The sequence below is a fragment of the Hymenobacter sp. UV11 genome, assembly GCF_004684095.1.
GTDB lineage: Bacteria > Bacteroidota > Bacteroidia > Cytophagales > Hymenobacteraceae > Hymenobacter.
This window is the reverse complement of the sequence record NZ_SRII01000002.1, coordinates 581653-608229: the sequence shown is the minus strand read 5'-3', so window position 1 is coordinate 608229 and position 26577 is coordinate 581653. Positions and strand designations below refer to the sequence as shown.

The following is a 26577-nucleotide window of genomic DNA, read 5'->3' as shown; positions in this document are numbered from 1 at the left end:
TTAGGCCTGCCGCTAGCGTTCATCCTGAGCCAGGATCAAACTCTCCATTGTAAAAATTCCTGCACCATAGCGAACTATGGCTGATGTCGAGATGCTAATCCGACTCGTATTAACGAGTTCAATTTAAATGTTACGTTTCTACTTACTTACGTAAGCATACTTACCATTTGTCTTTTCCAATCATTCAAAGAACGTTTGCCGCTTCCAATTGAAGCAACTTAGTGAGCTTGTTTAGCGGCTCGTTTTTTTGTCTATTACAACACCCTGTTTTAATTAGGAGTGCAAAGGTAAGAAGCTTTTCTTTCTTTTCAAGTTTAAAAGCGAGAATTTTTATTTTTTCGTTTCCAACTTTTAGCTTTTGCTTCCGGTTGAAGCGTGCTGCAAAGGTAAGAAGAATTTTTAGATTTTCAAAACCTAAAGTGAAAATTCTGGAGGATTTTCAGTGGGTTTTTCGATTCTTGCTTACTCCAATTGAGTAAGCTTTTTGTTTGTAAATAACTAAGGGTTAGTCAGCTACTTTTGGTGTTTCGTTATCCTTTATTCTGTTTGGGAGTGCAAAGGTAGCGGTTTTTTCTGACTTTCCAAATTTGAAGCGAAAAAAATTTAACTTTTTAGCTTCTCTCTCGGCGTATCCGATGAGCCCTTGTTTAAACGGGGTGCAAAGATACAACCAGGATTCTTGAATTGGCAAAAGAGTTTGAGAATTTATTTTCAGGCTCTTTTGGTCGTTGCCCTCGTCCGTTCAATTTGGGAGTGCAAAAGTACGCTGAGAAACAGTGATTTTAAGCGGGTGTTGCTAGATTTTCTGAGCTGGGCGGGGGCACGGGGGGTAAGCAGGGACGGACGGATGGTGCGGCTCAGGTAGTTAGCCGACCCTATGCGGGGGAAGATATTTTAGGGTTTTGGGTCGGGCTGGAAGAAAAGGGCCAGGTTGGGGGCGAATGGGCGGGGGCGACGGGCTTCGTATTGGTAGAAAAGCTGGCCTAGCTGGGCCAGAAAGGGCAGGCCGACGGTGTCGTACTCGTAGGTAGCGTCGTTGATAACACCATTCTGGTTGACGTAGAGGACGGCACTGAGTAGGAATTCTGACTGGTGGAGGGAGTCGGCGAAGTAAGCCACATCGGCTAGGTAACCGTGCGACATACCCACAATATTGAAAATGCGCAGGCCAGACTGGGGCTTAGCTTCCGGACGGCGGCCGTAATAGAGGTACTTTTTGTAGGCGTCGAAGAACTTAGAAGGGGTGTAAAGGGTGAAGTGGCTGGCGTGGGGCGTGAGGTGGAGGTACTGGAGCAGGAAGGCTTGGTCGGCGGGGGTGAGCTGGGGGCGCTGGGCGGCGGGCATTGCCTCGGGGAAGAGGGCAGTTTGTAGCAGGGTGGTGATATCGGGCAGGGGCAGGTTATTGGCGGTGGTGAAGTCGTAGGGGCGGTGAATGATGCGGTCGCCGGATTTGTAGGCGCGGCCGGCGTAAACGGGGCCTAGCGGGGGGGTAGGCGTGCGGGGGTTAGTTTGGGCGGGCTGCTTATATAAGGTGTCGCCGGTAGCCATATGGAAAGCGACGGGATTGGTAGAGCGGTTGGCAGCGGTGTCGCAGGGTGCGAAGCGGCGCACAATGCGGCTGCCGGAGTAGCCGAGCTGCTGGAGGCGGTCGTTAATCGTTTTCTGACCCAAAAACTCGTAGAGGCGATTGTAGGCGAGGTTATCGCTGACCAAGAGCATGCGCTTGATGTAGTTGCCGATGGTAGCCTGACGGTCGGAATCGACGGGGGCGGCGAAGGGCACCGGCGTTTGGCAGCGCCCGGCGGCGCTGGTCGACATAAGGGTGCTGCGGCTTACGGAGGGGGGTAGGGTATGCAGCTTTTCGAGGGCCAGCAGCGCTACGGGCAATTTGACCAAGCTAGCGGGGTTGAAATACTGGCGGGGATTGAGGTGGTAAGTATGTTGGATAAAGTGCGGCACGTTGCGGGCGTCGCGGTTTATTTGGGTGTAGATAATCTGCAGCTGATAGGTGGCGGGGTGAGCTAGGACGCGGGCCAGGGCCGGGTTGGTATGGAGCAAACTATCGAGGAGCGGCGAATCGGGCGCCGGGCTTTGGCCGTGGGCAGTTGCAGCAGCCAGCAACAGGGCACATAGCAGGTGTAGGAATTTCATACCGGGCATTTTCTTATACAGTATATAATAGGAAAAGCCGTGATGCGGACACCACGGCCTTACTGACGTGCGTTGGGCGGCCAGCTTGCCAGCGCTGCGCGGCAACGTAATGGGTAGACGGCCCTCCCCTACCCCCTCTTTACTGGGCGAGTGGGACGCGGCGGCGGGCGAGGAGCAGGTTGCTGTCGGTCTGGCGCCAGTTGTAGCCGGTGCCGAAGGGCAGCGGGCGGGCACGGCGCAGGCTGTCGTGGTAGGCCAGCGTGAGCTCGGGCTGGTACTGCTTAGCAAACAGGTTGATAGGGCGCTTGTAGGTGCCGTAGTAGGTGAACTGCCAGGCGCTTTTGGGGAAGTATTTCATGGCAATACCCGAATCGTCCTGCAACACATACTGGCTTTGGGCGAGAATGAGGTTGCGGATTTTGGAGAAATACGACTTGTGCATGAGGTAGGTAGCCGATTTTACATAGGTGGTGAGCGGCCCCAGGCTGCGCACGTAGCGCAGGGGCGCATCTTTGGTACCCAGCTTCCAGTCGCTGAGGTCGGCGGAGAAGTAGTAGACGGTTTTTGCGGAGCCGTCGGCGGCTTGCAGCTTCAGCTCGGCGCCCGGGATGACCTTGGAGCCGGGGGCGCGGGTAGTATCGGTTACTACTTGCAGCTGGCCCTGGGCATCGAGCTGCACCGGGCGCACGGACTGAAGGTGGTTGCCGGTGCGAGCTGCAAACAGCATAATGAGCGGCACCGCCCCATCGAGGTTTACCGATTTGAGGTCCACGGCCATGTCATTGGTGCGGAAGAAGCTGAAATTCAACACCGACCACAACGAGGCTTTGACCGCTGGGAAGAGGGTAGGGTTTTCGAGCGTGGCCTGGCTGGGCACGCTGCCCACGGGCTCCAGGCCAAACATGACGTAGGTGCGGCTGTCGGGGAAAAGCGTAAAGGCATTCAGGAAATCGGGGCCGCTGAAGGGGTAGAACAGCGTGGAGCTATTTTGGCGCACCGAATCCAGTTCGGTCGCAGCCCAGTGGTTCATGCGGTCGGTGTGGGTGGTACGGTATTTAGCCCAGCTTTTATCCTGGTCCGTGGCGAAGGCCTGCCAGGCGGGCTGAGCAGCCATTTCGGCTAGCGGCGTGCCGGCCTGGGGGGGTAGGCCGGCGAGGTAGGCGGCCACATTCTGTACGTTGGCCGTGTCTGGGGCAAGGGCCGTGGCCGGAGCCTTGGGCGCTACTTTGGGAAGCGCTGTATCTGGGCGGGCAACTGGGCGCGTGGTACCAGCTACCTTATCGGCTGTGTCGGCCATCGTTTCGGTGGTAGCCGCAGTTTGCTGCTCGGTGGAGGAATTGGAGCAGGCGGCCAGCAAGGTGAAAGCCGGGAGCAAGGATAGCAGCGAAAGACGCATAGCAGATTAACGGGGGTAGGCACGGCGGGGCGAGCGCCGATTAGGAATAGAAGAGGCAGGCAACTAGTTAATTAGGCTACCTGAGATTTGGCCCCGATTTTTTGAGCTATAAAGTAGACTAGCAGGCCACTGACTACCGTAGCCAGGCCGTAGGTCGACTCAGTGGGCTTGTCGCGAATGATAAAGACCAGCGTCCAGGCGCTGAGGGCCAGGAATAGCAGCGGCGTGAAGGGGTAGCCCCAGGCGCGGTAGGGCCGCAGCAGCTCGGGCTGGCGCCAGCGCAGCACAAACACGCCCAGCACCGTGAGAAACGTAAACAGATTCAGCACGAAGCCCGCGTAGACGAGCACCGCGTTGAAATCGGGTTTCAATATAAACACCAGCGTAATAGCTACTTGCAGCAGCAGCGCGCGCACCGGAATACCGGCCGGGCTGCGGCCGGCCAGCCAGCGCAAGGCGGGCAGGTCCTCGCCCATCGTTTGCACGATGCGCGGGCCAGCAAAAATCATGGCGCTGATGGTGGATACCAGGAGGGCCGCAATGACGGCGCCCATGAGGCGGCCCAGCGCGGGGCCGAATAGCCAGCTGGCCGCCAGGTAGCCCACTTCGAGCTGGCCTTTGAGCACGCCCAAGGGAGTAGCGCGCAGGAACACGTAATTCAGCCCTACATATAATAGGAGTACGACGGCCGTGCCGGTGAGCAAAATGCGCGAGAGGTTGCGCTGCGGGCGCTCGATTTCGCCGGTGAGGTACACGGCGGCGTTCCAGCCCGAGTAGGCGTAGCTGACGTAGACCAGCGACACTGCAAAAGTTGGGCTGAGCAGCGTGCGCCAACTCGCCGCATCGGGGGCGAAGGAGATGGGCTGGGGCTGACCAAGTACCATCCCTACCCCGATAAACCCAATTAATACCAGTACTTTGAAGGCCGTGATGACTACCTGCAAGCGGCTGCCGGCGCGGGTGCTGCGGCCGTGCACCAATGCCAAACTCAGCACTACGGCCACGGCCAGCACGGTGCCCCAGGTGTATGCGCTGCCGGTGGCCAGGGGCACGGCCAGGGCCGGCCACACGCTTTGGGCATAGCGGGCCAGGGCCAGCGCGGCCAGCGCGGTAGGCGCGGCAAAACCCACAGTGGCTGACACCCAGCCCGATAAAAACCCCAGCGCCGGGTGATATATCTGGCTCAGGTAGTGGTATTCGCCGCCCGAGCGGGGCATGGCGGCGGCCAGCTCGCCGTAGCTCACGGCGCCGCACAGCGCAATGAGGCCGCCTACCCCCCACAGCATCAGCAGCGCGAAGCCGCTCTGGATGCCCAGCACCTGGAAACCGAGGCTGGTAAAAACCCCCGTGCCCACCATATTGGCGATGACAATGGCGGCTCCGGTGCGAAAATTAATTTTGTAAGAGCTGGACGGGTCGGGCATGAGCGGAAACTTGCGCCCGCAAAGATGCGGCCAGCCCGGCCATTCCCCTACCCCTCGGCTACGGCGGCTACGGCTTTGGGCTTTTTGTAGAGCGGCACGGTGCTGCATGGCTCGCCATACATCATGCTGGCGGCTACTGGCAGCAGCCGCTGCATGATGGCGACGTAGGCAAACGTGGGTACCGGCTTGTCGCCGCAGCCTTTTATCACCAATTTAGCATCTTGATAATCAGCAGGATTAATGCCGGCAATAGCTTCTTCAAACAGCGACTGCTCCAGCGCTTCGAGGTCGCCAAATACGTAGCGGTGGGCGTGGCTTTGCAACTTGCTGGCCAGCAGCATGTAGGCCCAGGTGGGCACAATGGCATCGGCCGAGCAGATAATAGCCACGTTCTGGCCGTCGTACTGCGCCCAGTCGTGGGTCTTCACAAACTCGCGGAAGTCCTTCTCGCGCAGCATCAGCCCGTGAAAAAGATTGTCTTTGATGTCGTACACCACCCGGTCGCCGGGGTGAATGTACTCTTCCAGATTGAGGGTGACGAGGCCCGAGGCAGCAACGCGGTTGACGAAAAGTGGCTCCATAATTTCAAGTATCAGTTAACAATCATCAAGTATCAATCAACCCCCAGACTTGTAAAAATCTGGTAACTAATGATTGTTAATTGATAATTGATTTTGGGGTAGTGGTGTATACTTCTTTTAGGTAAAATGGCTCATAATAAGCCACATCCTGAAACTCTTGACGCTGATACGCGGCGTAGGCCAGCTCACCGATGCTTACGGCTGAGGGCTGCACGCCGGTCAGAAAAACGGCGTTCGGGTTGGCTGCCACTAACGGCTGAAACTTAACCGCTCCCGAACCAAAGAATAACACCGAGTGGTGGGCCAAATGTTCGGCCAGGCTGGTTTCGTCGAGCACGAGGTTGGTGGGGGGTAGCAGTGCCTGGCCACTGGCCTGGTAGAGCGCGGTGTACACCTCCTGCCGCCGGGCGTCGAGCATGGGGCAGTATAAATAGGAGTCGGGGCGCGGCACCTGAACGGCCACCTGGTGGGCCAGCGCGGGTAGCGTGCCCACGGCCAGCAGCGGCACATCGAGGGCAAAGCACAGGCCCTTGGCGGCGGCGGCCCCAATGCGCAGGCCAGTGTAGGAGCCGGGGCCATCGCTGAGCGCCACGGCGCCGAGGTCGGCCAGCGCGTGGCCGGTGTCGGTCACCAACTGCTCGATGAGCACAGTGAGGTGGGTGGAGTGCGACTTTTCGAGGCGCAGCTCGGCCTGGCCCAGCAGGCGGCCGTCGGTGAGGTGGTGCAGGGCCACGGCGCAAATGGGCGACGAGGTTTCGAGCGAAAGCAGGAGGGTAGGCATAAGTAATCGGCAAGTTCCGGCTTAATTTGGGTTATTCCCAAGCGAAACCAATGTGGGGCAGCCCTACCCCCCTTCCAGAGCTTAAAGGCCACCCAGCAAAAACGCCGCGCCGGTTGTTCTGGCGCGGCGTTTTCAGGTCTAGTTAACTCGTTTTTTTAGGCGGCCAGCGGCAGGCCTTCGGGGTAGAGGGGCAGTACCCGGCCTTGCTCGGACTGCGGCACGCTTGCGGCGGGCAGAGCCACTTCATCGGCGTGGCGGCGCAGGGCGCGCATGAGTAGGTATTTATACTTTTCGGCATCGGCCAGAGCTTGCGTAATGGCCTGCTCAGCATCGGCGTAAGCCACCACGGGCTGCAACTCGCGGCGGGGCCGGCGAGCTTCGAAAACGTGGCCACTCAGGTAATCAGCGGGGTTTTTCATGGGGTAGAATAAAGCAGGTGGTTAGGTAGTTAATAAACAGGATGAGCCCGCGTTAAATTCCCCTTCGCATGTTTTTACCATACTGATAGTCAATACTTTATCAATAATTTTTTGCTTCATTCCTAGCCAGGTATTTTTGGCAAGGTTTTGGTATTATTACCAATGTAGAACGGTACTTTAGCTGGTTGCGTACTATAAGAGGTGATACTTTGATTAAACCAGCCGCTGGGTTTGCTATCTAACCAAGCGTTGTTTTTTAACAACTTAATCCGGGAGCTTCGGCCCCGCTCTATTATGCGTCGTAATCTGTTTTTTTCCTTGTTTTTGATTTTGAGCCTCGGCTTGGGGCTTAGTAGCTGCACGCCGGGCATATATGCCGGCGCCAGCGTTGGTGGGCCGGGCTATGGCTACGGCAATCCATATGGCGGTGGTTACTATGGCCCGCGCTACTACGCCCCGCGCCCAATTATTGTGGCTCCTGCCTACCGGGGCGGCTGGCACGGCGGCGGTGGGCGTGGTGGCTACGGCGTACGTGGCGGTGGCGGACATGGCGGTGGCTATGGCGGCCACGGCGGCGGTGGCCGGCGCGGACGATAGTACCGCACTAGTTTTCAAGCAGTAATACCTTTTCCAATTTTTGGGCACTAGCCCACACTTTTTCACTTTAACCTGCGTGTTTCGGCACGAACCTACCATGCGTTTACGTCCCTTGTTTCTTGCCCTGCTGCTCGGTTTGCTTAGCGCGGGTACGGCTTCGGCCCAGGTTGTTATTAGTGCCCGAATTGGTTCGCCGTATTATGGCCGGCCCTATTATGCACCGCGCCCTTACGGTTACTACCCCCCTGTGGCAGCGCCGGTAGTGATTGCACCGCCCGCGTATTACGCGCCAGCACCTATTTACTATGCGCCACGGCCGCGCTACTATGCCCCGCCGGTTTATTACGGCCGCGGTGGCTATGGGCGAGGCTACGGCCGGGGCTATGGCCGCCGTTACTAGCTACTTGTCTCTGTTAAAAAACACCCTACTGGTAGCTATCAGTAGGGTGTTTTTTTGCTGTTAATCCAGAAACGTATTCGGTTAAAGCGTTTCGGAGCTGTGTATGCGAATGCCGCCGCCATCGTCTGCGGCGGCGCGCAGCATGGCCTGGGCTACGGTGGTGGCGGCTACGGGGCGGTATTTGGCCCAGCCGCCGCGCAGCAGCGGGCGGGCCAGCGCCAGCACGGCCGCACCCAGCCGCTCGCCCAGGCGGGGGGTAGGGCGGTCGCCGAGCAGCAGCGAGGGCCGAAAAATGTGAACGGCCCGAAAGGGCGTTTGGCGCACCGCTTCTTCCATTTCGCCCTTTACCCGGCTGTAGTAGAAGCGCGAATTAGTATCGGCGCCCAGGGAGGACACTACTAAAAACTGCGCCGCAAAATTGGCCGCCGTGAGGGCCGCCAGCTGCACTACGTACAAAAAATCGACGCGGTAAAACGCCTCGCGCGAGCCAGCCTGCTGAATAGTCGTGCCCAGGCAGCAGTACACGTCGTCGGCGATGAGACGCAGACGCTCGGCTTCGAGGTCGCCTAAGTCGGTGACTACCTGCGTGAGCTTGGGATGGCTAAGGCTTACCGGGCGGCGGCCCACCACGATGACTTTGGCGTAGCGGTCTGAAGCTAGCAGCAGGGGCAGCAATGCGCTACCGATGAGGCCGGTAGCACCAGCCAGAAGCGCAGTTTTTTTCATAGCCAGCAAGGTAGAAGTGGGCAATAAGGAAGTGTGTACACAACGTTGGGCGGCATCAAAGCACGTAGCAGTGCCGCTTACGCAAAAGAAGCTACTGCGCTTGGCTGGGTTGCGGCCCTACCCCCTATTTTTTGCCGAGCTCTTCGGCGCGGGCGCGGGCGGCCTCGGCCCCGGCCATGAGGCCCTCGCGCACGGCGCCTTGGCCGAAAGCGCCCAGGGCGGCTTCGGTGGTGCCGCCTTTTGAGGCGACGCGGGCAATCCAGTCCTGGCAGCTGAGGCCGGCCTGGCTGTAAAGCTCCACGGCGCCGCGGAAGGTCTGGCTCACCAGCAGCTCGGCCTCGGCGGGGGCAAAGCCCATTTGGGCGGCGGCGGCCATCAGGGCTTCCATGCAGTAGTACACGTACGCCGGGCCGCTGCCCGAGATGGCCGTGCTGGCGTCGATGGCACTTTCCTGCTCCACATACACGGTTTTGCCGGTGGTGGAGAGCAGGTTTTGCACCTGTACCAGCTCGGCGCGGCTCACCTCGTCGGTGCTGGTGAAGGCGGTCATGCCCATGCCAATCTGGGCGGGCAGGTTGGGCATGGCCCGAATGATTTTGGGCGTGCCCAGCGCCTCACGCAGCGTGTCGATGCGCACGCCGGCCATGATGCTGAGCACCACTTGCTGCGGCTGCACCAGCCCGCGCAGGCGGTCGAAGAGCGCTGGCGAGTCCTGGGGTTTCACGGCCAGGATGAGGATGTCGGCGCCCGGTACGCAGTCTTCGGGCTGGCCCCACACGGTGCCTATTTCGTGGGCGGCCAGGGCGGGCACGCGCTCGGGCGAGCGGGCCAGCAGGCGCAAGTCGAGGCGCGAGGTAATGTGGGCGCGCACAAAGCTGCGGGCGTAGGTCAGGCCCATGTTGCCGCCGCCAATAATAAGGATTTTCATACAGTAGAAGGGTCAGCGACTCGGCGCATTAGCGCTTGGCTGGCCAAGCATGTAAGCACTTCGAGTAACCAAGCCGTAGCCAAATAGGAGAACAAGCACTTGAAACCAGAAAATCTAAGCTCTAACATTCAACGCATTACAAAATATGAAACATAGTTGCATTTTTTAGCTAAACGCAGATGCAACATTGTTGCTAGATATAAAACTCAGACCTTCCAGACCCAGTGTTGCCGCCGCAGGAAGCTGAGCACGCCCCACCAGATGAGCAAACATACCACTGCGCCGGCCAGCGACGCATTGCGCGGGTCGCTAAAAAACGGCGCGATGCCCCATTCGTAGAGCCATTCCTTGAGCCCGACCGGCGTGCCCGCGGGCCCCGGCAAGTGCAGCAGCCCGAAAGTGCGCGAGAGAATAGCCGAGAAGAAAAAGACCGCGATGGCATTGACCCCGAAAGCCAGCGCCGGCCCTACCCCCCCTCGGTAACCCCGCTCGTCGCATAGCCAATAGAGCAACGCCAGCAACCACAGCGCCAGCCCACCCGCAAACAGCACGTACGAGCTGGTCCACAGCGCTTTATTGATGGGAAACCACGCATTCCAAAACAGGCCAACAATGACAGCCAGCGCGCCCGCCGCCGCCAGGCCCACCGGCTTGCTGAGCCGCGTGGAGGGCCGACGCAGCCACGTGCCCGCCAGCAGGCCCAGTAGCCCGGTGCCTAGCGCGGGTAGCGTGCCGAGCAGGCCTTCGGGGTCCCAGGTGCGGGAGGTTTTCCAGAGGTGGGGCTCGGTGAGCAGCGTGCGGTCGAGCCAGGCGCCAAGGTTGGTGGTGGGCTCCAGGTTGGCGGGGCCGAAGCCGGGCACCGGCACCAGTTGCATCAGCATGGCGTAGCTACTCAGGAACACGACCAGCAGAATCAGCTGCGTGCGCCAGCTGGTAGTGAGGTAGATAAGGCTGCACCCAAAGTACACCAACGCAATGCGTTGCAGCACGCCCATGATGCGCACCGTGGCAAAGTCGAAGTGCGGGTAGAGCGATGTGAGCACCCCCAGCCCAAACAGCACGGCCGCCCGCCGCGCCACCCGCGCCAACACCGGCCCCATCGGCAGTCCGTCGCGCTTGGCGCTAGCCAGGGCATAGGCCAGGCTCACGCCCACAATGAACAGAAAGAACGGAAACACGAGGTCGGTGGGCGTGCAGCCGTTCCATTCGGCGTGCTCCAGGGGCGGGTAGATATGGCCCCAGTCGCCGGGGTTGTTCACCACCGTCATCAGCATCACGGTGAGGCCCCGGAACACATCGAGCGAAACCAGGCGGGTAGGGAGTGAGGAGGAGTTTGGCATAGACCCTAAAGAACGTCATGCTGAGCTTGCCGAAGCATCTCTACCGCGCCATTCAATGGATGCGGTAGAGATGCTTCGGCAAGCTCAGCATGACGTTCTTATTATTTTATCCAACTCCCTACCCCCCTATTTCAGCCCAAAGAGCCGGGCGAAGAAGCCCCGGCGGCGGGGCTTTTCCTTGACTTTAACCTTCATTTTGGCGGCCTCTTCGGTACCAGATGCGGCGGGCCGCGGCTGCGGGCGGGGCGCTACGGCCACCGGCGGGCGCGGAGCCGGGCGGGTAGCAGCCACGGGCGGCACCGGGGTCCCGGCGGGCGGCGCGGCAGCCAGCGTCTCGACGGGCAGCTTGCCTTCGCTGAAAATGCGGACCGGTACGCTTTCGTTGTGCAGGCGGTCCACGGCCGTGAGGAAGTAGGCGTAGGCCACGCCGGGCTGGGCGGTGGTGTCGGCGAAAGTGGCGGGCTGGGCCAGGGCGGCGGGCCGCACAATGGTCAGGATGCGGCGCGGGTCGTTGGGGCCCATCACCTGGCCGCGCTCGAAGCGGTAGAGCACGTAGTAGGCAGCCAGGTCGCCATCGGTGGCGGGGCGCAGGTCGGGCTGCCAGGTGAGGGTAGCGGTGTGGCCCAGGCGACTGAGCACCAGCTCGCGCACGGGGCGCGGGGCCAGGCTATCGAGCCAGGGCATAACGGGCACCAGCGCCGGGGCGCGGTAGAGGTCGCGGCGCAGCGAGTCGGTGGTGTGCAGCGGATTAGTAGCCACCGACTTGGCCGAGAAAAACACGCTTCCCTGCACATCGAGGGGGTAGTCGCGGTTGAGGCGCAGCTGGCGGGGCAGCTCGTGCGGATTGCGCCAGGCGGTGTCCGAGCGGGTGCTTTCGAGCATGCGGTAAGTGCCGTGCCCAATGTAGAGGTGGCGCTGAAAGTGGTTGCGCGTCCACCATTCCAGCAGCGTGGCGTAGGGCACGAGCCGAAACTTGGTGCTCCAGTACAGCTGCGGCAGAATGTAGTCGACCCAGCCCTGCTCCAGCCACAGGCGCGAGTCGGCGTAAAGGTTGGAGTAGCTGGGCTGGCCGGCGCGGGTGTCGGAGCCGAGCGGGTTGGCGCTCTTGTTCATCCACACGCCGAAGGGTGAAATCCCGAATTTCACCCAGCGCTTGGCCGTCTGAATACTGTCGTGCAGGTCGTGGATGAGAATATTGACGTTCTGCCGGCGCCAGTCGGCTAGGGCCAAGTTGTCAGGGTTTTGGCTTATAAACGCCTGCTCGTCGTGAAAAACCTGATTCGGCTCGGGGTAAGGATAAAAGTAGTCGTCAAAATGCACGCCATCAATATCATAGCGTCGCACCACGTCCATAATTACACGCTTGATGTGGTTGCGTACATCGGGCAGGCCGGGGTTGTAGAGGTACTGGCCCGCGTATTTGATAAACCAGTCGGGGTGCTTTTTGTACGGGTGCAGCGGGGCCAGCGAGCGCGTCACGGTGTCCATGGTGGCCCGGTAGGGGTTGAACCAGGCGTGAAACTCCATGTTGCGCCGGTGCGCCTCGGCAATGAGGAAGGGCAGCGGGTCGTCGTTTTCGCCGGGCGGCTTGCCCTGGCGGCCGGTCAGGTACTTGCTCCAGGGCTCTAAATCAGACTTATAGAAGGCATCCGACGCGGGCCTGATTTGCATGAACACCGCGTTGAGGCCGGCACGCTGGCCGGCATCGAGCAGGCGGCGGTACTCGCGGCGGTATTGTTCGGGCGCTTCGCCGCGCTGGTTGGGCCAGTCGATATTGGCCACCGTGGCCACCCAAAAGCCGCGCAATTCGCGCTTGGGCGGGGCGGGGCGCAGGTCTTCCTCACCCGCAATGGCGCCGAGGGTAGGCGGCACCTGCGCCCGCCCGGCCAGCGGCAACAAGCTCAGAAGACAATAGAAAAGCAGACGGGGGTAGGACGACCAGGAATTCAACACAAGCACAAAGTACGGGCGGGAAAAAGAGTTAAAGGTTAAAAGTGAAGAGTTAAAAAGCCCCTTCCAGCATGGGAAAGCTTCTTAACTCTTCACTTTTAACCTTTAACTCTTCACTCGCCTACTCGCCATCGTTGGTGGGTTTGGAGCCGGCGCGGTCGGGGCCGGCATCGGTGAGCGAGTTTTCGCCGCCTTCGAGGCCGTTGGTCTGCTCGGCGTCGCCGTAGTCGCCCCGGATGCCCGCGCCGTCGCTGCTGGCCAGGTCTTCCTGGGTGGCGGCTTCGGGGTTGCCGCTGGCGTTGGGGTCACGGTCGGCGTCGGGGTTGGTGATGGGGCCAGCAGTGCTGGGGGTTTTGCCTTCTTCAATTTCGGAAGGGCGGCCGGAGTCGGGGGCTGGGTTGGGAGTTACCATTATGGAGAATTGGGAATGAAGAAGTAACAATGAAGAAGTAAAGGAGTGGGTAATTTTTCATTCCTCATTCCCAACTCTTCATTTAATAAATTACAGTGTGACCTGGCCCATGCTGGAGCCGCTGACGCCCGTGCCGCCGCTCACGCCGGGGCCACTGATGCCGCCGTCGTTCTTTTCGTCGTTTTGGGCGTTGCCGTCGGCGTCGGTTTCGAGCTTGGCGGCTTTTTTATCCTGCGCGTTGCTGCTGGGGTGGGCGTTGCCGCCGCTGCCCGAGTTATCGTCGGCATTACCGCCGTAGAGGGCATCGGAGTTGGTGGGCGCTTCCTGGCGGCCAATGGGCTGATAGTCATCCGACTGTGCGGGCTGGGTAGCCTGGTCTTTTTCGGGGCGGGTAGTAGACATAGGACAAGGGGAAAAGGATGTACCCGGTGTACGCAGCCGGAGGCGGCTGGTTAGCAGCGGTATTCAAAGATTTATGCCCATCTTACCAGTCCAAACCAGCGCCTGGGCCGCGCTGCCTGCTTATTCTATGGCTTCTCCTACCGACGCACTACGCGCTAAAACGGACGCGGAACTCCAGTTTTTTGTCGATAATCCCAGCTTTTACCACGCCGACATTGTCACGGCTGCCCAGCGCGAGCTGATGCGCCGCGGCCTTGGTTCGGCCAGGCCTGCTTCTGCTCCTAGCCCTCGCCCGCCAGGCCCTACCCCCACTCTGGCCGCCCAACCGGCCCATGCGGCAGCGTACACAGCTACGGCTTATGACACGGACGATACGGACGGCGCAGCACCAACCGCCGGCCGCCGGCCACTGCTGTGGGTAGCGGCGTTGGTGCTGGTGCTGGCCGGCGTGTGGCTATGGCAAAAGCGCACGCCCACCGCGGCCCCGGTGGCCATGAGCCGCCCACCCCATCGCTCGCCCGACTCACTGAAGCTGGTGGAAGTGGTGGCCCATCCCCTACCGAGCTACGACACCGACCCTATTGTGGCCACCCAAGTGGCCCAGATTCCGGCCGCCGAGAAGCAACAAGCGGCGGCGCTACGCCAGTTTCGGGAGCTTTGCCGCCGCTTTTGGGCGGCCGAAACGCAGACAGAATTTCTCACCAATCAGGCTCACGCCGGGCAGGCGGGCGACCTGTTTGCCGACCAGGCCCTGGCCGTGCGCAGCACCTGGCGCGACTGGAACAAGGCGGCCGTGTACAGCTACGATTTTGGGCCGAAGATGAAGGACCAGTTTGAGCGCATGGGGCAGGTGGCCAGCAGCCAGCAGCACATTCTGGACCGCATGCCCGCGCTGCTGCCCGGCCGCAAATTCTTGACTGACAAGGAACTCGTAGAACGCGAAATTGATATACAGGACCTGATGCGCGGTATCAGGCCTACCTCGCCGGTTACGGGCCGGCCCTACCGCGCCGTCGTGCTGAAAGCCCACCTGTAGCGCAGCCCGCGAAACCCAAGCGGCCCCCTCGCCGGTTACACTGCCCATGGATGTTTCCACCCCCGAGGCGGCGGCCGCGCACTTTGCCCAGCGCCCCGATGCCGAGCTGCTGTACCTGGCCCGCCACGCCAGCCGCTACCCGCCCGCCGTGGGGGCCGCCGCCGTGGCCGAGCTGCGGCGCCGGGAACTGCTACCCGAAGCACCCCTACCCCCCCCACCAACCACCGAAGCCCCTACCCCCTCCACCCCGCCCGACGAAACCTGGGCCCAGCTGCTGCGGCCGGTGCTGCGCGGGCTGTTCTGGCCCACCCGGCAGTACTGGGCGGTGCCGCTGCTCATCGACCTCAACCTGCTGGTGTGGCTGGCCATGACGCTGAGCGGCGTGTCGGCCACGGCACCCACCGGCCACGAGCTGGCCCGCTGGGGCTCCAACGTGTCGGGCCTGACCTGGCCGCACCAGCCCTGGCGGCTGGTAAGCAGCCTGTTTGTGCACGGCGGCATCACGCATTTGCTGCTCAATATGGCCAGCCTGTGGCTGCTGGGCGTGCTGCTGGAAGTGCGCACCGGCGGCGCACGGCTGCTGGCCGCCTACCTGGCCAGCGGCGTGGCGGCCTCGGCGGCTACGCTCTGGTACCACAGCGGCGGCATTAATTCGACGGGAGCCAGCGGGGCGATTTTTGGGCTCTACGGCTTGCTGCTGGCGCTGCTGCTCAGCAAGAAGCTGGTGCTGGATAAGTGGGACCGACGCGGGCTTTTCGGCATCGTGTTATACCTCGTGCTTAGCAACTTGATTTCGGGCCTCACCGGCAATATTGATAATATCGCCCACCTCGGCGGCCTCCTATTGGGGCTGTTTGTGGCCGGGCCGCTGGTGGCTTATTCGCTTTCCTCCTTAAAAGAAAATGCTTGAGGCGCTTGCGAAGACCAAGCGGATTTTAGCCCGCAGAAGTCGCGGAGGATTTCGCAGAAGACGCAGAAGCTGATGACTGCTTACAGTTTGACTTTTCAACCTGCTTGCTGATTGGCGAGCTTCCCATTGACCACCCCCTTACTTACTAAGCCCATGCGCGCTCTTCAGCTCGATGCTACTCACCAGCCCGCCGCCGTGCGGGAAATCCCTACCCCCCAGCCCGCCGCCGGTGAGGTGCTGGTGCGGCTGCACGCCGCCGCCCTCAACCACCGCGACGTCTGGATTCAGCTGGGCCAATACGCCGGCATCAAGCTACCCTGCACGCTGGGCGCCGATGGCAGCGGCGAAATCGTGGCTCTGGGCGCGGGCGTAACCGACCTGGAAATAGGCGCGCCGGTCATCATTTACCCCGGCGTGGAGTGGGGCGATGAGCAGCGGGCGCAGGGCCGCAGCTTCCGGGTGCTGGGCATGCCCGACCCCGGCACCTTTGCCGAGTACAGCGTGGTGCCGGCCCACTACGTGCGGCCCCGCCCGGCGCACCTGAGCTGGGAGCAGGCCGCCGCGCTGCCGCTGGCGGGCTTAACAGCCTACCGGGCAGCCTTCAAGCGGGCGCAGGTGCAGCTCGGCGAGCGGGTGCTGGTGACGGGGGTAGGCGGCGGCGTGGCGCAGGTGGCCGCGCAGTTTTGCGCCGCGCGCGGGGCCGAAGTGTGGGTAACGTCGGGCGATGATGACAAGCTGGCCCGCGCCCTGGCGCTGCCGCTGGGCCTGCGCGGCGGCATCAACTACAAAACCGAAAACTGGGGCCGCACCCTCACCAAGCAGGCCGGCGGCAGCTTCGACGTGATTATCGACAGCGCGGCCGGCGCATCTTTCGATACCTTGCTCGACGTGGCCGCGCCTGGCGGGCGCATCGTGTTTTTCGGCGCCACGCTGGGCAATGTGCCGCAATTGCCTACCGCTAAGGTGTTCTGGAAGCAGCTCAGCATCCTGGGCTCGTCGATGGGCTCGGAGCAGGATTTTGACGACATGCTGGCCCTGGTGAATGAGCACCAGCTAGTGCCGGTGGTAGATAAAGTATTCCCGCTGGCCGAGGGCGAGGCTGCCCTGCGCTACCTCGAAGCCGGCCAGCAGCTCGGCAAGGTAGTGCTAACATGCTGAAAACAGTAGCGGCTGATTACCAACCACTAGCCATTGCCAGGGAGGGTAATCAGCCGCTGAGTTTAGTGGCATTTGCACTGCTTATTTTCCAGCGCTTAGCAAGTTTATAACCTGGTCGAGCTTCCCATCCAGCGAGCTGAATTTGCCATCCAATGAGCTGACTTTGCCATCCAGTGAACTGACTTTGTCATCTAATGAGCTGAATTTGCCATCCAGCGAGCTGACTTTGCCATCCAATGAGCTGACTTTGCCATCCAGTGAACTGACTTTGTCATCTAATGAGCTGAATTTGCCATCCAGCGGACTGACTTTGCCATCCAATGAGCTGAATTTGTTATCCAGTAAGCTGACTTTGTCATCCAGTGAGCTGACTTTGCCATCCAGCGAGCTTACCAGTGAACTGACTTTACTATCTAAGGCACTGAGTTTAGCGGAAACTTCTTCCTGCTTAGTGGCGAAACTAGCTTGCTTCTCTTTTATTTCTATCACCTCGCGCAACACGTAGCTCAGGCTATCGCTGTGTTGCAACGCCGCATTGACCAATTGCTTCAGCTGCGCCGTGTGGCGGTTGAGCAGCGCAGTATGTTGGTCCAGAATGGCCATACTCTCCGATAGGAGCGGTTCGAGTTGGTCAAGGCGTTGGTCAGCGTTCATAGAAACACGAGCAGAAAGGCGAGATGGCGGCTGTTGAACGAAGATACGTCGAAGCGCAGGTTATTTTTTGCGGTATGAGCTGTTCAAATACGTGAGTACGGGAGCCGTGATATCGAGGCCTTTTTCGCCGTAGGCGATGGTGCCGCTGGGCGCGGCAATGAGTATCATCTTGTAGCCGTGGGCTTTGCCGTAAGCTTCTACTTTCTTGTTAACGCTTTCGAGTACGGTTTGGGTCAGCTTGCCTTCGGCCTCCTGGGCTTGCTGCTGAATCTTCTGCTGCTCCACGGCGCCCTGCTGCTGCTGCTGCTGCAGCTTCTGCTCGGCGGCGGCGCGCTGGTCGGCGGTGAGGGTAGGGGCCGACTTCTGGTACGCCTCCACGGCGGTGCGGAAGCTGCCTACCAGCGCCTGGTTCTGGCTCTCCCAGCCTTTGGCTTTGACCTCAAACGCGCGGCGGGCATCCTTCATGCCCTGGTAGCCATCGAGCAGCTTGCTCGACTCGACATACACGATGGCGCCGGCGGCCGGGGCCGGACCAGCGGGCGTGGCGGCCACTACTGGCGCAGCTTCGGGCGCGGCGGCAGGGGTAGCAGCGACGGCGGCCGTATCGGCTGGCGCGGCCTCCTCGGTGGCGGCTATTGGGGCCAAGGCCGGCGCGGCGGCCGGGCGCTGGTTGAAGTGCAGAAAGTATAAAACGGCTACTGCGACGAGCAGCACGGCATTAAAAGCTAGTTGGGCAGGATTTTTCATGGTCGCAAAGGTAGAGCCGAGAGCAATTATCAGTTGGGCTCGTTAGTCATGATAGTTGATGGCTGCTAATTGATAATTGCCTATATCGGCACCGCCAGGTGCAGCAGGGCATCGCCCTGGTTCACGACGGGCATATGGTTGAGGCCGATAACGTAGCCGCTGAGCGTCGATTCGAGGCGCACGGCCTGCTCGCCGTAGGGGTCGGCGATGGAGCCGTAAATCTGGCCTTCCTCCACGTAATCGCCCAGCGATACGTGGGCCCGAAACAGGCCGGCGTAGCGCGCCCGCAGCCAGCGGTGGCGCTGGCACACCACGTTGGGCCGGGCGGGGGTAGGGCCCTCGGGGCCCATGCCCAGGTGGTGCAGTACCCGCAGCGTGCCCGCAATGGCCTCCTCAATGCCCCCTTCGTCGAGGCGCAGGCTTTCGCCGGTTTCGTACACAATAATGGGCTTGCCCTGCGCGTGGGCGGTGGCCCGCAACGAGCCCGTGCGTAGCCGCGAATGCAGCGTAAACGGCGCCGCAAAGGCCGCTGCCAGCGCATCAATTACCGGCTCCTGGCCCAGCAGGCAGCGCAGCTGCGAGTGGTTGGCCCGCGCCTTGCCACCGGTGTGAAAGTCGATGCCGTAGTCCACAAGCGGCATAATCTCGCGCATGAAGCGGTGCGCCACGCGGCTGGCCAGCGACCCGCGCGGGTGCCCCGGAAACGAGCGGTTCACGTCCTTGCCATCAGGCACTTCGCGGCTGAAATTGAGAAAGCCGTAGATATTGAGAATCGGAATGGCGATGACCGTACCGCAGGTGGGCTGCAACAAATCGCGCCGAATGAGCCGCCGGATGGTTTCGATGCCGTTCACCTCGTCGCCGTGCATGCCGGCCATCAGCAGCAGCACCGGGCCGGGCTTCAGCGAGCGAATGATATGCACTGGCACGTCGATGACCGTGCCCGAGGGTAGGCGCGAAATAACCAGCCGGGTAAGTACCCGCTCGCCGGGCTGAATATGCAGGCCGTTTATAGCCAGTGAATTATCATTTATCATGTAACTTCTAAGTGCTGGTAAAATCGTTCGTCCTTGCGAGCAAGGCGAAGCAATCGCACCAGAACGACACCCGCGCCGCTCGTTCTGAAATCGTGCTGGGGCGATTGCCGCGCTTCGCTCGCCATGACGAACGATTTCAACTAGGAACTCGCTTCCGAGTCGGGGGTAGCCTTTGCGCGCTTGGGCTTGGTTTTGCCGCCGCGCTTGCGCAGCGTGAGGGCGGCCGTGTAGTCGATGATGCGGCCCGCAATGTCGAGGCCGGTAGCCTTTTCGATGCCTTCGAGGCCAGGTGACGAATTCACTTCGAGCACCAGCGGGCCGCGCTTGCTCTGCAGCATATCCACGCCGGCCACGCCCAGGCCCAGCGCCTTGGTGGCCAGCAGGGCGGCGGCTTTTTCGGCGCGGCTCAGCTTCACGAGGGTACCGGTGCCACCGCGGTGCAGGTTCGAGCGAAACTCGCCCTCCTTGCCCTGTCGGCGCATGGCGCCCACCACCTCGCCATCGACCACGAAGGCGCGCACGTCGGCGCCCTTGGCCTCGCCGATAAACTCCTGCACCAAAATGCGGGCTTTGAGGTTGTGAAACGCCTCAATTACCGATTGTGCGGCCTTGGCGCTCTCGGCCAGCACCACGCCCAGGCCCTGCGTGCCTTCCAGGAGCTTGATGATGACGGGCGCGCCGCCCACGTGCTCGATGAGCGCGGGCAGCTCGTCGGTGTCGTTGGTGAAGGCCGTTTTGGGCATCCCTACCCCCGCCCGGCTCAGGATTTGCATCGAGCGCAGCTTGTCTCTGGAGCGCACAATGGCCTGGCTGTCCACGGCCGTGCGCACCTTCATCATCTCGAATTGCCGCACCACGGCCGTGCCGTAGAACGTGACCGAAGCCCCAATGCGCGGAATAATGGCGTCGGGCCGGTCCAGCGCCTGCCCCCGGTAGAGGATGCTGGGTTGGCCTTTTTCAAGTACCAGGTTGCAGCGTAGGTGGTCGAGCACCTGCGCCTCGTGGCCCCGCGCGATGGCCGCCTCCACCAAGCGCTTGGTGGAGTAGGAATTGGGTTCGCGCGAGAGAATGGCCAGTTTCATAAAATAAAGCTAATCAGCGCCCAGGATAGCGGAAGAATGGGCAGGTTCACGAAATCAAGCTCCGCCGTAGGCGGGCACTAACCCACATTTACGGCTGTTTTTTATCTGAATTTCGCTACCAAACTACGGCTAAACTGCCCCATCGGGCGCGGGTGCGGCGCGGCGCGCTTTCTCAGCAGCCCGGCGCTCAGCCTTATACGAGAGTTCGAGGCGCGCCACATCGACCACGAAGCGGCCCTGACGCAGCAGCGACCGCCCCAGCAGCACCGGGTGGCGCAGGTCGGAGCGGTCGGCTAGTGAAAACTCGGTGTCGAAGTTTTGCCCATACAGCCGCACCACGGTGCGAATGACGTAGCGCGCCTGCACCTCGCCGTTGGAGGAGCGGATGTCGCGCTGCGCAAACTCGCGGAAGACCAGGGGCTGGCCGTCGGTGGCGGGGTGCTCGGGGTCGAGCAGGCGCACGTGCAGCACGGGCTGGCCGGTGGCGGGGTCGGGCGCCAGGTGCAGGTCGGCGCAGTGAATGGCGCTGGTGTAGGCCCCGGTATCGACCTTGGCCACTACCCCCCGCAGGTTCAGCGCGGGTAGGTCAATGAGCTCGCGGCGGCCGAGCAGGCGTTTGGCGAGGCGCTTTTTCACTTTCATTACCCGTAAAGAAAGGCAGGAATTGTCCTTGCGAGCGCAGCGCGGCAATCGCCCCAGCACGATACCCAGATGGCTCGTGCTGGGGCGATTGCCGCGCTGCGCTCGCAAGGACAACCGGCTTCTAGCTGCGGTCCTCGGCCAGCAGGCGCTCGTACTCGCGCTGGGTGCGCTCGCCGCTGTTGAGGTGGCTGTAGGCGGCCAGGCCCTGCAGCACCAGGCCAAAGCCCCAGAATACGCTCGTCCAGATGGGCCAGGGCAGCTCGCTGTGACGGCCGTGGCTTTCGGGCAAGAAGGCCCACAGCAGCCACAGGCCGGCATTGATGACGAAGAACACGAGCGCGTGGCTCTGAAACTTGGTGCGGGCGCGGGCAACTTGCCACAGGCGCTGGTCGCGGAGGGAGGCGGGGGTAGGGCTGGTCGGCTGCATGACTGGGGGCGTTTAAGTGGCTGAGGATGATAGTCAAAAGTACCCTTTTGCCCTACCCCGCCGCAACTGGCCGTGGCCGAAGCGTAGCCCTACCCCTCCCAAACCGCCCAAACGCCGCCTGAAGCGTTGCGTACACCGGGCCCTACCTCCGCTTTTCAGCCCATGAGCCTCTCACCTACCCCCAGCCTGCGCGTCGAGCAGGGCGATATTACTAAAATGGCTACCACGGCCATCGTCAACGCGGCCAACTCGTCCTTGCTCGGCGGCGGGGGCGTCGATGGGGCTATTCACCGCGCGGGTGGGCCCGCTATTTTGGAGGAGTGCCAGAAAATTTGGGCGCGGCAGGGCGGCTGCAAAACCGGCGAGGCCGTCATTACCACTAATGGGCGGGGTGGTGCTGGTGGCGTTTGACCAGGAAAATAAGCGGCTGTACGAGCAGGAAACAGGGCAGTAGCACGAAGTTTCCACTTTGTGCGTGGGCGATAGCGAGCAGGCGGGGCCGGGCGGCGCAAACGAATATGCTCGCTGGCGCTCGCGCACGAAGTGGAAACTTCGCTCTACTGCTACACGGCTACCTCGATGCCCTCGACGCGGTCGGCTACCTGGCGCATGAGCCAAAGCGGGGTGCTGGTGGCGCCGCAGATGCCTACTGAAGTGGCTTCGGCAAACCATTCTTCCTGAATTTCGTGCTCGTTTTCGATGAAGTAGCTGCGCTGATTCACGGCATTTACTACCGAGAACAGGGCTTTGCCGTTCGAGCTTTTGCGGCCGCTTACGAACAAGATTACGTCGTGCTCCTGGGCAAAGCGGGCCAGCTGGGGCTCGCGGTTGCTCACCTGGCGGCAAATGCTGTCGTTGGCGTCGAAGCTTTCGAGCGCGCCGCCAGCGGCGGCGATGCGGGCTTCTATCAGGGCCTTCATCTTGTAGAAGCCGGCCGTACTTTTGGTAGTTTGGCTGAAGAGGGTGACGGGCCGGGCGAAGTCAATCTGGTCAAGGTCAGCCTCATTCATCACGATGAGCGCCTGGTTGCGCGTTTGGCCGGTGAGGCCAATGACTTCGGCGTGGCCGGGCTGGCCGTAAATCACGACCTGGCCGTTTTCGCGGGTGGTGGCGTCGAAGGCGTGCTTCACGCGGTTTTGTAGCTTGAGCACCACCGGGCAGCTGGCGTCAATCAGCTCCAGGTTGTTTTGCAGGGCCAATTGGTAGGTTTCGGGCGGCTCGCCGTGGGCCCGAATGAGCACCTTGCAGTCGTGCAGCGTGCCGAGCTGCTCGCGGTCGATAACGCGCAGGCCCTGTTTGTTGAGGCGCTCGACCTCCATGCGGTTGTGCACGATATCGCCGAGGCAGTAGAGCGTGCCGCCGCTGTGTTGCAATTCGTCTTCGGCCATCTGAATGGCGAACTCGACCCCAAAACAGTACCCGGAGTTTTTATCGATGGTTACCTGCATAGTAGCTATTAAACCCCCCGATATGCCCTTGGGTTCGCTGGTAGCAAAGGTACGCAAGTAACAGGTGCTTGCGAATGAGGCTGCTGAAGCCGCTAGCGCGGAGCTGGCCCTACCCACACCCCGGCGGCCAGGGCCGCCCCAGCGCCCACAACGCGGTTTCGCCCGAACTTTGCCGCCCTACCCCCGCCCATGCTGTTCAATTCGCTCCACTTCCTCGTCTTTTTTCCGGTTGTCGTCGGGCTGTATTTTGGCTTGCCGGCGCGCTGGCGGGGGCCGCTGCTGCTGGCGGCCAGCTACTACTTCTACCTCAGCTGGCGGCCCATCTACGGGCTGCTGCTGGCGGCCACTACCCTGCTCGACTACGTGAGCGGGGTGCGCATGAGCCGGCTGGCTACCAAGGTCGAGCGCCGGCCCTGGCTCTATTTGAGCCTGATTAGTAACCTGGGTACGCTGTTCATTTTCAAGTATTTTAATTTTTTTTTGGGTGCGACGAATGCGCTGGCCACGGCGCTACACGTGCCGTTTGCGGCGCCGGTGCTGGCGCTGGCGCTGCCGGTGGGCGTGTCGTTCTACACGTTTCAGTCGGTGGGCTACATCGTGGATGTGTACCAGGGCCGGCTGGCGGCCGAGCAAAATTTGGGGCGGTTTGCGCTGTTCGTAGCATTTTTTCCGCAGCTGGTGGCCGGGCCCATTGAGCGGGGCGGGCAAATGCTACCGCAGTTTCGGCAGGCGCACGGGTTCGACTACGGCCGGGTGGCCAGCGGGCTGCGCCTCATGGCCTGGGGCATGTTTAAGAAAGTCGTCATTGCTGACCGCCTGGCCCAGATGGTGACGCCCATCTTCGACCACCCGCGCCAGTACCAGGGCCTACCCCTGCTGCTGGCCGTGGTGGGCTTCACCATTCAGATTTACACCGACTTCTCGGGCTATACCGACCTGGCACGCGGCGCGGCGCGGGTGCTGGGCTACCAGATGGTGCTCAACTTTCGGCAACCTTATTTCGCGGCTTCGGTGGGTGATTTTTGGCGGCGCTGGCACATGTCGCTCTCGGGCTGGTTCAGAGACTACGTGTACATCCCATTGGGCGGCAACCGCCGCGGGCCGGCGCGCCGCTACACTAACCTGTTCGCCGTCTTTCTATTAAGTGGCCTGTGGCACGGCGCCAGCTGGACGTTTGTGGCCTGGGGCGCGCTGCATGGCCTGTATTTAGTACTAGAAGCCCTAACCCAGCCAGCCCGCACCGCGCTGGCGCGCGGGCTGGGCCTGGCCGCCCGGCCGCGCCTGCTGCACGCGCTGGGCATAGCCTCTACCCTCGGGCTGGTGGCCTACGCCTGGATATTTTTCCGGGCCAACTCGCTGGACGATGCCTGGTATATCAGCGCGCACCTTTTCCGGGGCTGGGGGCAGCTCACGCGCCACGAGTCGGTGCTCACCGTCGGCCATTTCCTGCTCAACTACCCGCCCGAAGTAGTAGTAACGCTGGCCGCCGGCGCGCTGCTACTGGCCGTAGACCTGCGCAACGAGTCACCGGCGCTGGCGGCGCGCTGGGCCCAGCCAGTGCCGGCCGTGCGCTGGGCCGGCTACGCGGCGCTAGTACTGGCCATACTCTTCTTCGGATTTTTCAATAGTACGCAGTTTATCTATTTTCAATTTTAAAGCACTATGTGGAAGCTATTTACGCAGCTAGTGCTGCTACTGGGGGGGGTAGGGCTGGTGGCCGGGCTAACGCTAGGGCCGGCGCTGCGGCGGCCCTACCTCGACGCGTTTTATACGCGCTTCACGGCGCCGCCGGCGGCTTCGCTGGTGTTGGGCACCTCGCGGGCGGCGCAGGCGGTACTGCCAGGCGTGCTGCGGGCGCGGCTGGGCGGGCGCTACGCCGGGCCGTGGCTCAACTACGCCTTCACGCTCTACCAGTCGCCCTACGGGCCGAGTTACCTGGCCAGCATTCAGCGCAAGCTGGCACCAGGCACTCGCAATGGGCTGTTTGTGGTGGCCGTGGACCCGTGGTCGCTGTCGGTGGCGCGGCCTACGGGGGCGTATAAGGCCGTGGTTTTTCCCGAGGACCAGCTCATGATTGGGCAACTGCGCAACGTCAATCAGAATCCCAATTTTGGCTACCTGGCGCATTACCTGAATTTTCCGCTCTACCGGGCCTTGCTGCACGATACCGCCACGGCCGTCGAGCGCCTGCACCCCGATGGCTGGCTTGAAATTGCGCTGCCTTCGCCGCTCACTACCCCCGCCCGCACCCATCAGCGCGAGACTGAGCGCCTGGCTACCTATCGCCAGCTAGCCACCACCAGCCAGCCCTCGGCGGCGCGGCTGGCCAGCCTGCGCCAGCTTATTATTTTTTTGAAGCCGCACGGCCGGGTAGTGCTGGTGCGCGTGCCCACGGGCCAGGCCATGACGGCGATTGAGGCTGCCTATCAGCCTGACTTTGACCGGCTCATGCGGCAAACCGGCGACTCGCTCGGCGTGCCCTACCTCAACTACACCGGCCAGCCCTACCTCACCACCGATGGCAACCACCTCTGGCGCGGCGCCGCCCGCGAATTCAGTCAGCACTTGGCGGCTGATATTGAGGTATTGGGCAGTAGATGACTGGTGCTTTGAGTAACAAAAGAACGTTATGCTGAGCTTGTCGAAGCATCTCTACCCCGTAAGTAATTTTCAATCGTTAGAAATTACTTACGGGGTAGAGATGCTTCGACAAGCTCAGCATGACGTTGCCTATAAATTAGTCACTCGTCACTAAATTCCTACCCATTGACTTTGTGGGCGTAGGCGGCGAAGAGGGCCGACGACACTTTGTCGAGCACAAAATCGACCTGCTCGGTGATGGTGATGTGGGTGGTATCGAGCAGCACGGCGTCGGCGGCGCGGCGCAGGGGGCTCTCGGCGCGGGTTGAGTCGATGTGGTCGCGCTTGCGCAGGTTTTCGATAATCTCGTCGAGGCCTACGTACTCGCCGGTGCTGGTTAGCTCATCCTGGCGGCGGCGGGCGCGGATGCCCACGTCGGCGGTCATAAAAATCTTAACTTCGGCATCGGGGAAAACGGTAGTGCCAATGTCGCGGCCATCCATCACTACCCCCCGCTTGCGCCCCATCTGCTGCTGCTGGGCCACCATGGCGTGGCGCACCTGCGCAATGACCGACACCTCACTCACGGAGTTGGAAATGCGCATCTGGCGAATATCATCCTCCCGAATTTTATCATTCAGGCACAACTCGTTGCGGCCGGTGCGGCGGTTGCGCTTAAAGCTGAGGTGGATATCGTGGCGCAGGGCCTGCTCCACCCGCGCCATGTCGTCGAAGGCGATGCCGTTTTCCAGTAAGAAAAGCGTAACGCCCCGGTACATGGCCCCGGTATCGAGGTAAGCGTAGTGCAGGGTAGAGGCAACTGCCTTAGCAGTAGTGCTTTTGCCACAGGAGGAATAGCCATCAATGGCGATGACGAGGTTTTTCATAAACGCGCGGATACGGCCATTGGCCCCGCAAGATTACGAAATCCAGCGCTTTCGCACCCCACTCGCGGCCACCAGCCGCTGCGGCACCGACCGAAAAAATGCCGCTACCGACGCTGCTTCGCCCTTAGTGAGCTGCTGATTAACTAAATAAAAAGGATTAAAAAAAAGCTTGTTCGCCAGCCCTATCCCCGTGCTGCCGTCGGGGCCGGCGGCCCACTCGGCGTGGTAGGCGTGCACCAGGCACTGCCCCAGAAAACAGCCTAACGCGGCCACCACGCCCTCGCGCTCAGGCGCCTGGGCAGCCAGCTCGGTGCGCTGCACTTCGATGAAATGGTCGAGCTCCAGCACGGCAGCGGCATCAAAGGCGGGTAGGCTGAGCTGCTGGCGCACCTGCTCGGCCGCGGCCTGCAACGAGTCTACTTCGGGAGAATTATCGGGCATAAGGATAGCGCTTAATGGGTT

General features: G+C 61.4%; 28 protein-coding genes. 7 read left to right on the top strand and 21 right to left on the bottom strand.

The features are described from left to right. Nucleotides 1-894: 894 nt before the first annotated feature. The 6 genes from E4631_RS05080 to E4631_RS05055 form a co-directional block, all read right to left on the bottom strand. Complete coding sequence (locus E4631_RS05080) at nt 895-2151, bottom strand: serine hydrolase (RefSeq protein ID WP_166648158.1); 1257 nt, start codon at nt 2149-2151, stop codon at nt 895-897. Between the two features lie 139 nt (nt 2152-2290). Then, nucleotides 2291-3547 carry a hypothetical protein gene (locus E4631_RS05075; RefSeq protein WP_133658576.1) on the bottom strand — a complete coding sequence of 419 codons (1257 nt, stop codon included), beginning with the start codon at nt 3545-3547 and terminating at the stop codon, nt 2291-2293. Nucleotides 3548-3618: 71 nt separating this feature from the next. Beyond that, nucleotides 3619-4971: an APC family permease gene (locus E4631_RS05070; protein WP_133658577.1), complete on the bottom strand. Its 1353-nt coding sequence runs from the start codon at nt 4969-4971 to the stop codon at nt 3619-3621. Between the two features lie 47 nt (nt 4972-5018). After that, the gene (locus E4631_RS05065) at nt 5019-5552 is read right to left on the bottom strand and encodes a DUF2480 family protein (RefSeq protein WP_133658578.1); all 534 of its coding nucleotides are present in this window, start codon (nt 5550-5552) and stop codon (nt 5019-5021) included. 76 nt (nt 5553-5628) lie between these two features. Beyond that, the gene (gene tsaB, locus E4631_RS05060; RefSeq protein ID WP_133658579.1) at nt 5629-6333 is read right to left on the bottom strand and encodes a tRNA (adenosine(37)-N6)-threonylcarbamoyltransferase complex dimerization subunit type 1 TsaB; all 705 of its coding nucleotides are present in this window, start codon (nt 6331-6333) and stop codon (nt 5629-5631) included. Nucleotides 6334-6488: 155 nt separating this feature from the next. Continuing rightward, nucleotides 6489-6752: a hypothetical protein gene (locus tag E4631_RS05055; RefSeq protein WP_133658580.1), complete on the bottom strand. Its 264-nt coding sequence runs from the start codon at nt 6750-6752 to the stop codon at nt 6489-6491. Between the two features lie 403 nt (nt 6753-7155). On the opposite strand from E4631_RS05055, the gene E4631_RS25795 reads away from it, so the two are divergent. Beyond that, nucleotides 7156-7374: a hypothetical protein gene (locus E4631_RS25795; protein WP_205704202.1), complete on the top strand. Its 219-nt coding sequence runs from the start codon at nt 7156-7158 to the stop codon at nt 7372-7374. A 456-nt stretch (nt 7375-7830) separates the two neighbouring features. Here E4631_RS25795 and E4631_RS05040 read toward each other — a convergent pair whose 3' ends face one another. The 6 genes from E4631_RS05040 to E4631_RS05015 all read right to left on the bottom strand — a co-directional run bounded on the left by E4631_RS05040 (nt 7831) and on the right by E4631_RS05015 (nt 13507). Then, nucleotides 7831-8475: an NAD(P)H-binding protein gene (locus E4631_RS05040; RefSeq protein ID WP_133658582.1), complete on the bottom strand. Its 645-nt coding sequence runs from the start codon at nt 8473-8475 to the stop codon at nt 7831-7833. Between the two features lie 124 nt (nt 8476-8599). Further along, entirely contained in the window at nt 8600-9403 is an 804-nt protein-coding gene (gene proC / locus E4631_RS05035) for a pyrroline-5-carboxylate reductase (RefSeq protein ID WP_133658583.1), read from the bottom strand. 206 nt (nt 9404-9609) lie between these two features. Then, the gene (locus tag E4631_RS05030) at nt 9610-10743 is read right to left on the bottom strand and encodes an acyltransferase family protein (RefSeq protein ID WP_133658584.1); all 1134 of its coding nucleotides are present in this window, start codon (nt 10741-10743) and stop codon (nt 9610-9612) included. 126 nt (nt 10744-10869) lie between these two features. Next, nucleotides 10870-12696: a glycoside hydrolase family 10 protein gene (locus E4631_RS05025; RefSeq protein WP_240734667.1), complete on the bottom strand. Its 1827-nt coding sequence runs from the start codon at nt 12694-12696 to the stop codon at nt 10870-10872. A gap of 118 nt (nt 12697-12814) precedes the next feature. Then, complete coding sequence (locus E4631_RS05020; protein ID WP_133658586.1) at nt 12815-13105, bottom strand: hypothetical protein; 291 nt, start codon at nt 13103-13105, stop codon at nt 12815-12817. A gap of 90 nt (nt 13106-13195) precedes the next feature. Beyond that, complete coding sequence (locus E4631_RS05015) at nt 13196-13507, bottom strand: hypothetical protein (RefSeq protein WP_133658587.1); 312 nt, start codon at nt 13505-13507, stop codon at nt 13196-13198. Nucleotides 13508-13634: 127 nt separating this feature from the next. Here E4631_RS05015 and E4631_RS05010 point away from each other — a divergent pair, with 127 nt between their 5' ends. The 3 genes from E4631_RS05010 (at nt 13635) to E4631_RS05000 (ending at nt 16611) form a co-directional block, all read left to right on the top strand. Next, nucleotides 13635-14543 carry a hypothetical protein gene (locus tag E4631_RS05010; RefSeq protein WP_133658588.1) on the top strand — a complete coding sequence of 303 codons (909 nt, stop codon included), beginning with the start codon at nt 13635-13637 and terminating at the stop codon, nt 14541-14543. Nucleotides 14544-14589: 46 nt separating this feature from the next. Next, the gene (locus E4631_RS05005) at nt 14590-15453 is read left to right on the top strand and encodes a rhomboid family intramembrane serine protease (protein WP_133658589.1); all 864 of its coding nucleotides are present in this window, start codon (nt 14590-14592) and stop codon (nt 15451-15453) included. A 153-nt stretch (nt 15454-15606) separates the two neighbouring features. Continuing rightward, nucleotides 15607-16611 (top strand): zinc-binding dehydrogenase, encoded by a 1005-nt coding sequence (locus E4631_RS05000; RefSeq protein WP_133658590.1) that lies wholly within the window; start codon nt 15607-15609, stop codon nt 16609-16611. Between the two features lie 81 nt (nt 16612-16692). Here the strand turns inward: E4631_RS05000 and E4631_RS04995 are convergent, their stop codons facing one another. The 6 genes from E4631_RS04995 to E4631_RS04970 form a co-directional block, all read right to left on the bottom strand. Continuing rightward, a complete protein-coding gene (locus tag E4631_RS04995; RefSeq protein ID WP_133658591.1) occupies nt 16693-17265 on the bottom strand; it encodes a hypothetical protein in 573 nt (190 codons plus the stop codon). 60 nt (nt 17266-17325) lie between these two features. Then, a complete protein-coding gene (locus E4631_RS04990; RefSeq protein ID WP_133658592.1) occupies nt 17326-18012 on the bottom strand; it encodes an OmpH family outer membrane protein in 687 nt (228 codons plus the stop codon). Between the two features lie 80 nt (nt 18013-18092). After that, a complete protein-coding gene (locus E4631_RS04985) occupies nt 18093-19049 on the bottom strand; it encodes a succinylglutamate desuccinylase/aspartoacylase family protein (RefSeq protein WP_133658593.1) in 957 nt (318 codons plus the stop codon). A gap of 140 nt (nt 19050-19189) precedes the next feature. Further along, nucleotides 19190-20131: a 30S ribosomal protein S6--L-glutamate ligase gene (rimK, locus tag E4631_RS04980; RefSeq protein WP_133658594.1), complete on the bottom strand. Its 942-nt coding sequence runs from the start codon at nt 20129-20131 to the stop codon at nt 19190-19192. Between the two features lie 129 nt (nt 20132-20260). Next, a complete protein-coding gene (locus E4631_RS04975) occupies nt 20261-20773 on the bottom strand; it encodes a RimK/LysX family protein (RefSeq protein WP_133658595.1) in 513 nt (170 codons plus the stop codon). 121 nt (nt 20774-20894) lie between these two features. Further along, complete coding sequence (locus E4631_RS04970) at nt 20895-21200, bottom strand: 2TM domain-containing protein (RefSeq protein ID WP_133658596.1); 306 nt, start codon at nt 21198-21200, stop codon at nt 20895-20897. Nucleotides 21201-21362: 162 nt separating this feature from the next. On the opposite strand from E4631_RS04970, the gene E4631_RS04965 reads away from it, so the two are divergent. Beyond that, the gene (locus E4631_RS04965) at nt 21363-21611 is read left to right on the top strand and encodes a macro domain-containing protein (protein WP_368028008.1); all 249 of its coding nucleotides are present in this window, start codon (nt 21363-21365) and stop codon (nt 21609-21611) included. Between the two features lie 152 nt (nt 21612-21763). Here E4631_RS04965 and E4631_RS04960 read toward each other — a convergent pair whose 3' ends face one another. Continuing rightward, nucleotides 21764-22648 carry a 4-hydroxy-3-methylbut-2-enyl diphosphate reductase gene (locus E4631_RS04960; RefSeq protein ID WP_133658597.1) on the bottom strand — a complete coding sequence of 295 codons (885 nt, stop codon included), beginning with the start codon at nt 22646-22648 and terminating at the stop codon, nt 21764-21766. Nucleotides 22649-22837: 189 nt separating this feature from the next. Here E4631_RS04960 and E4631_RS04955 point away from each other — a divergent pair, with 189 nt between their 5' ends. Both E4631_RS04955 and E4631_RS04950 read left to right on the top strand, forming a co-directional pair. Then, on the top strand, nt 22838-24304 hold the full coding sequence (locus tag E4631_RS04955) for an MBOAT family protein (RefSeq protein ID WP_133658598.1): 1467 nt from the start codon (nt 22838-22840) through the stop codon (nt 24302-24304). A gap of 6 nt (nt 24305-24310) precedes the next feature. After that, the gene (locus tag E4631_RS04950) at nt 24311-25249 is read left to right on the top strand and encodes a hypothetical protein (RefSeq protein WP_133658599.1); all 939 of its coding nucleotides are present in this window, start codon (nt 24311-24313) and stop codon (nt 25247-25249) included. Nucleotides 25250-25407: 158 nt separating this feature from the next. Here the strand turns inward: E4631_RS04950 and cmk are convergent, their stop codons facing one another. Then, nucleotides 25408-26115 (bottom strand): (d)CMP kinase, encoded by a 708-nt coding sequence (gene cmk / locus E4631_RS04945; RefSeq protein WP_133658600.1) that lies wholly within the window; start codon nt 26113-26115, stop codon nt 25408-25410. Nucleotides 26116-26148: 33 nt separating this feature from the next. Next, nucleotides 26149-26556: a hypothetical protein gene (locus E4631_RS04940; protein WP_133658601.1), complete on the bottom strand. Its 408-nt coding sequence runs from the start codon at nt 26554-26556 to the stop codon at nt 26149-26151. Between the last annotated feature and the right edge of the window lie 21 nt (nt 26557-26577).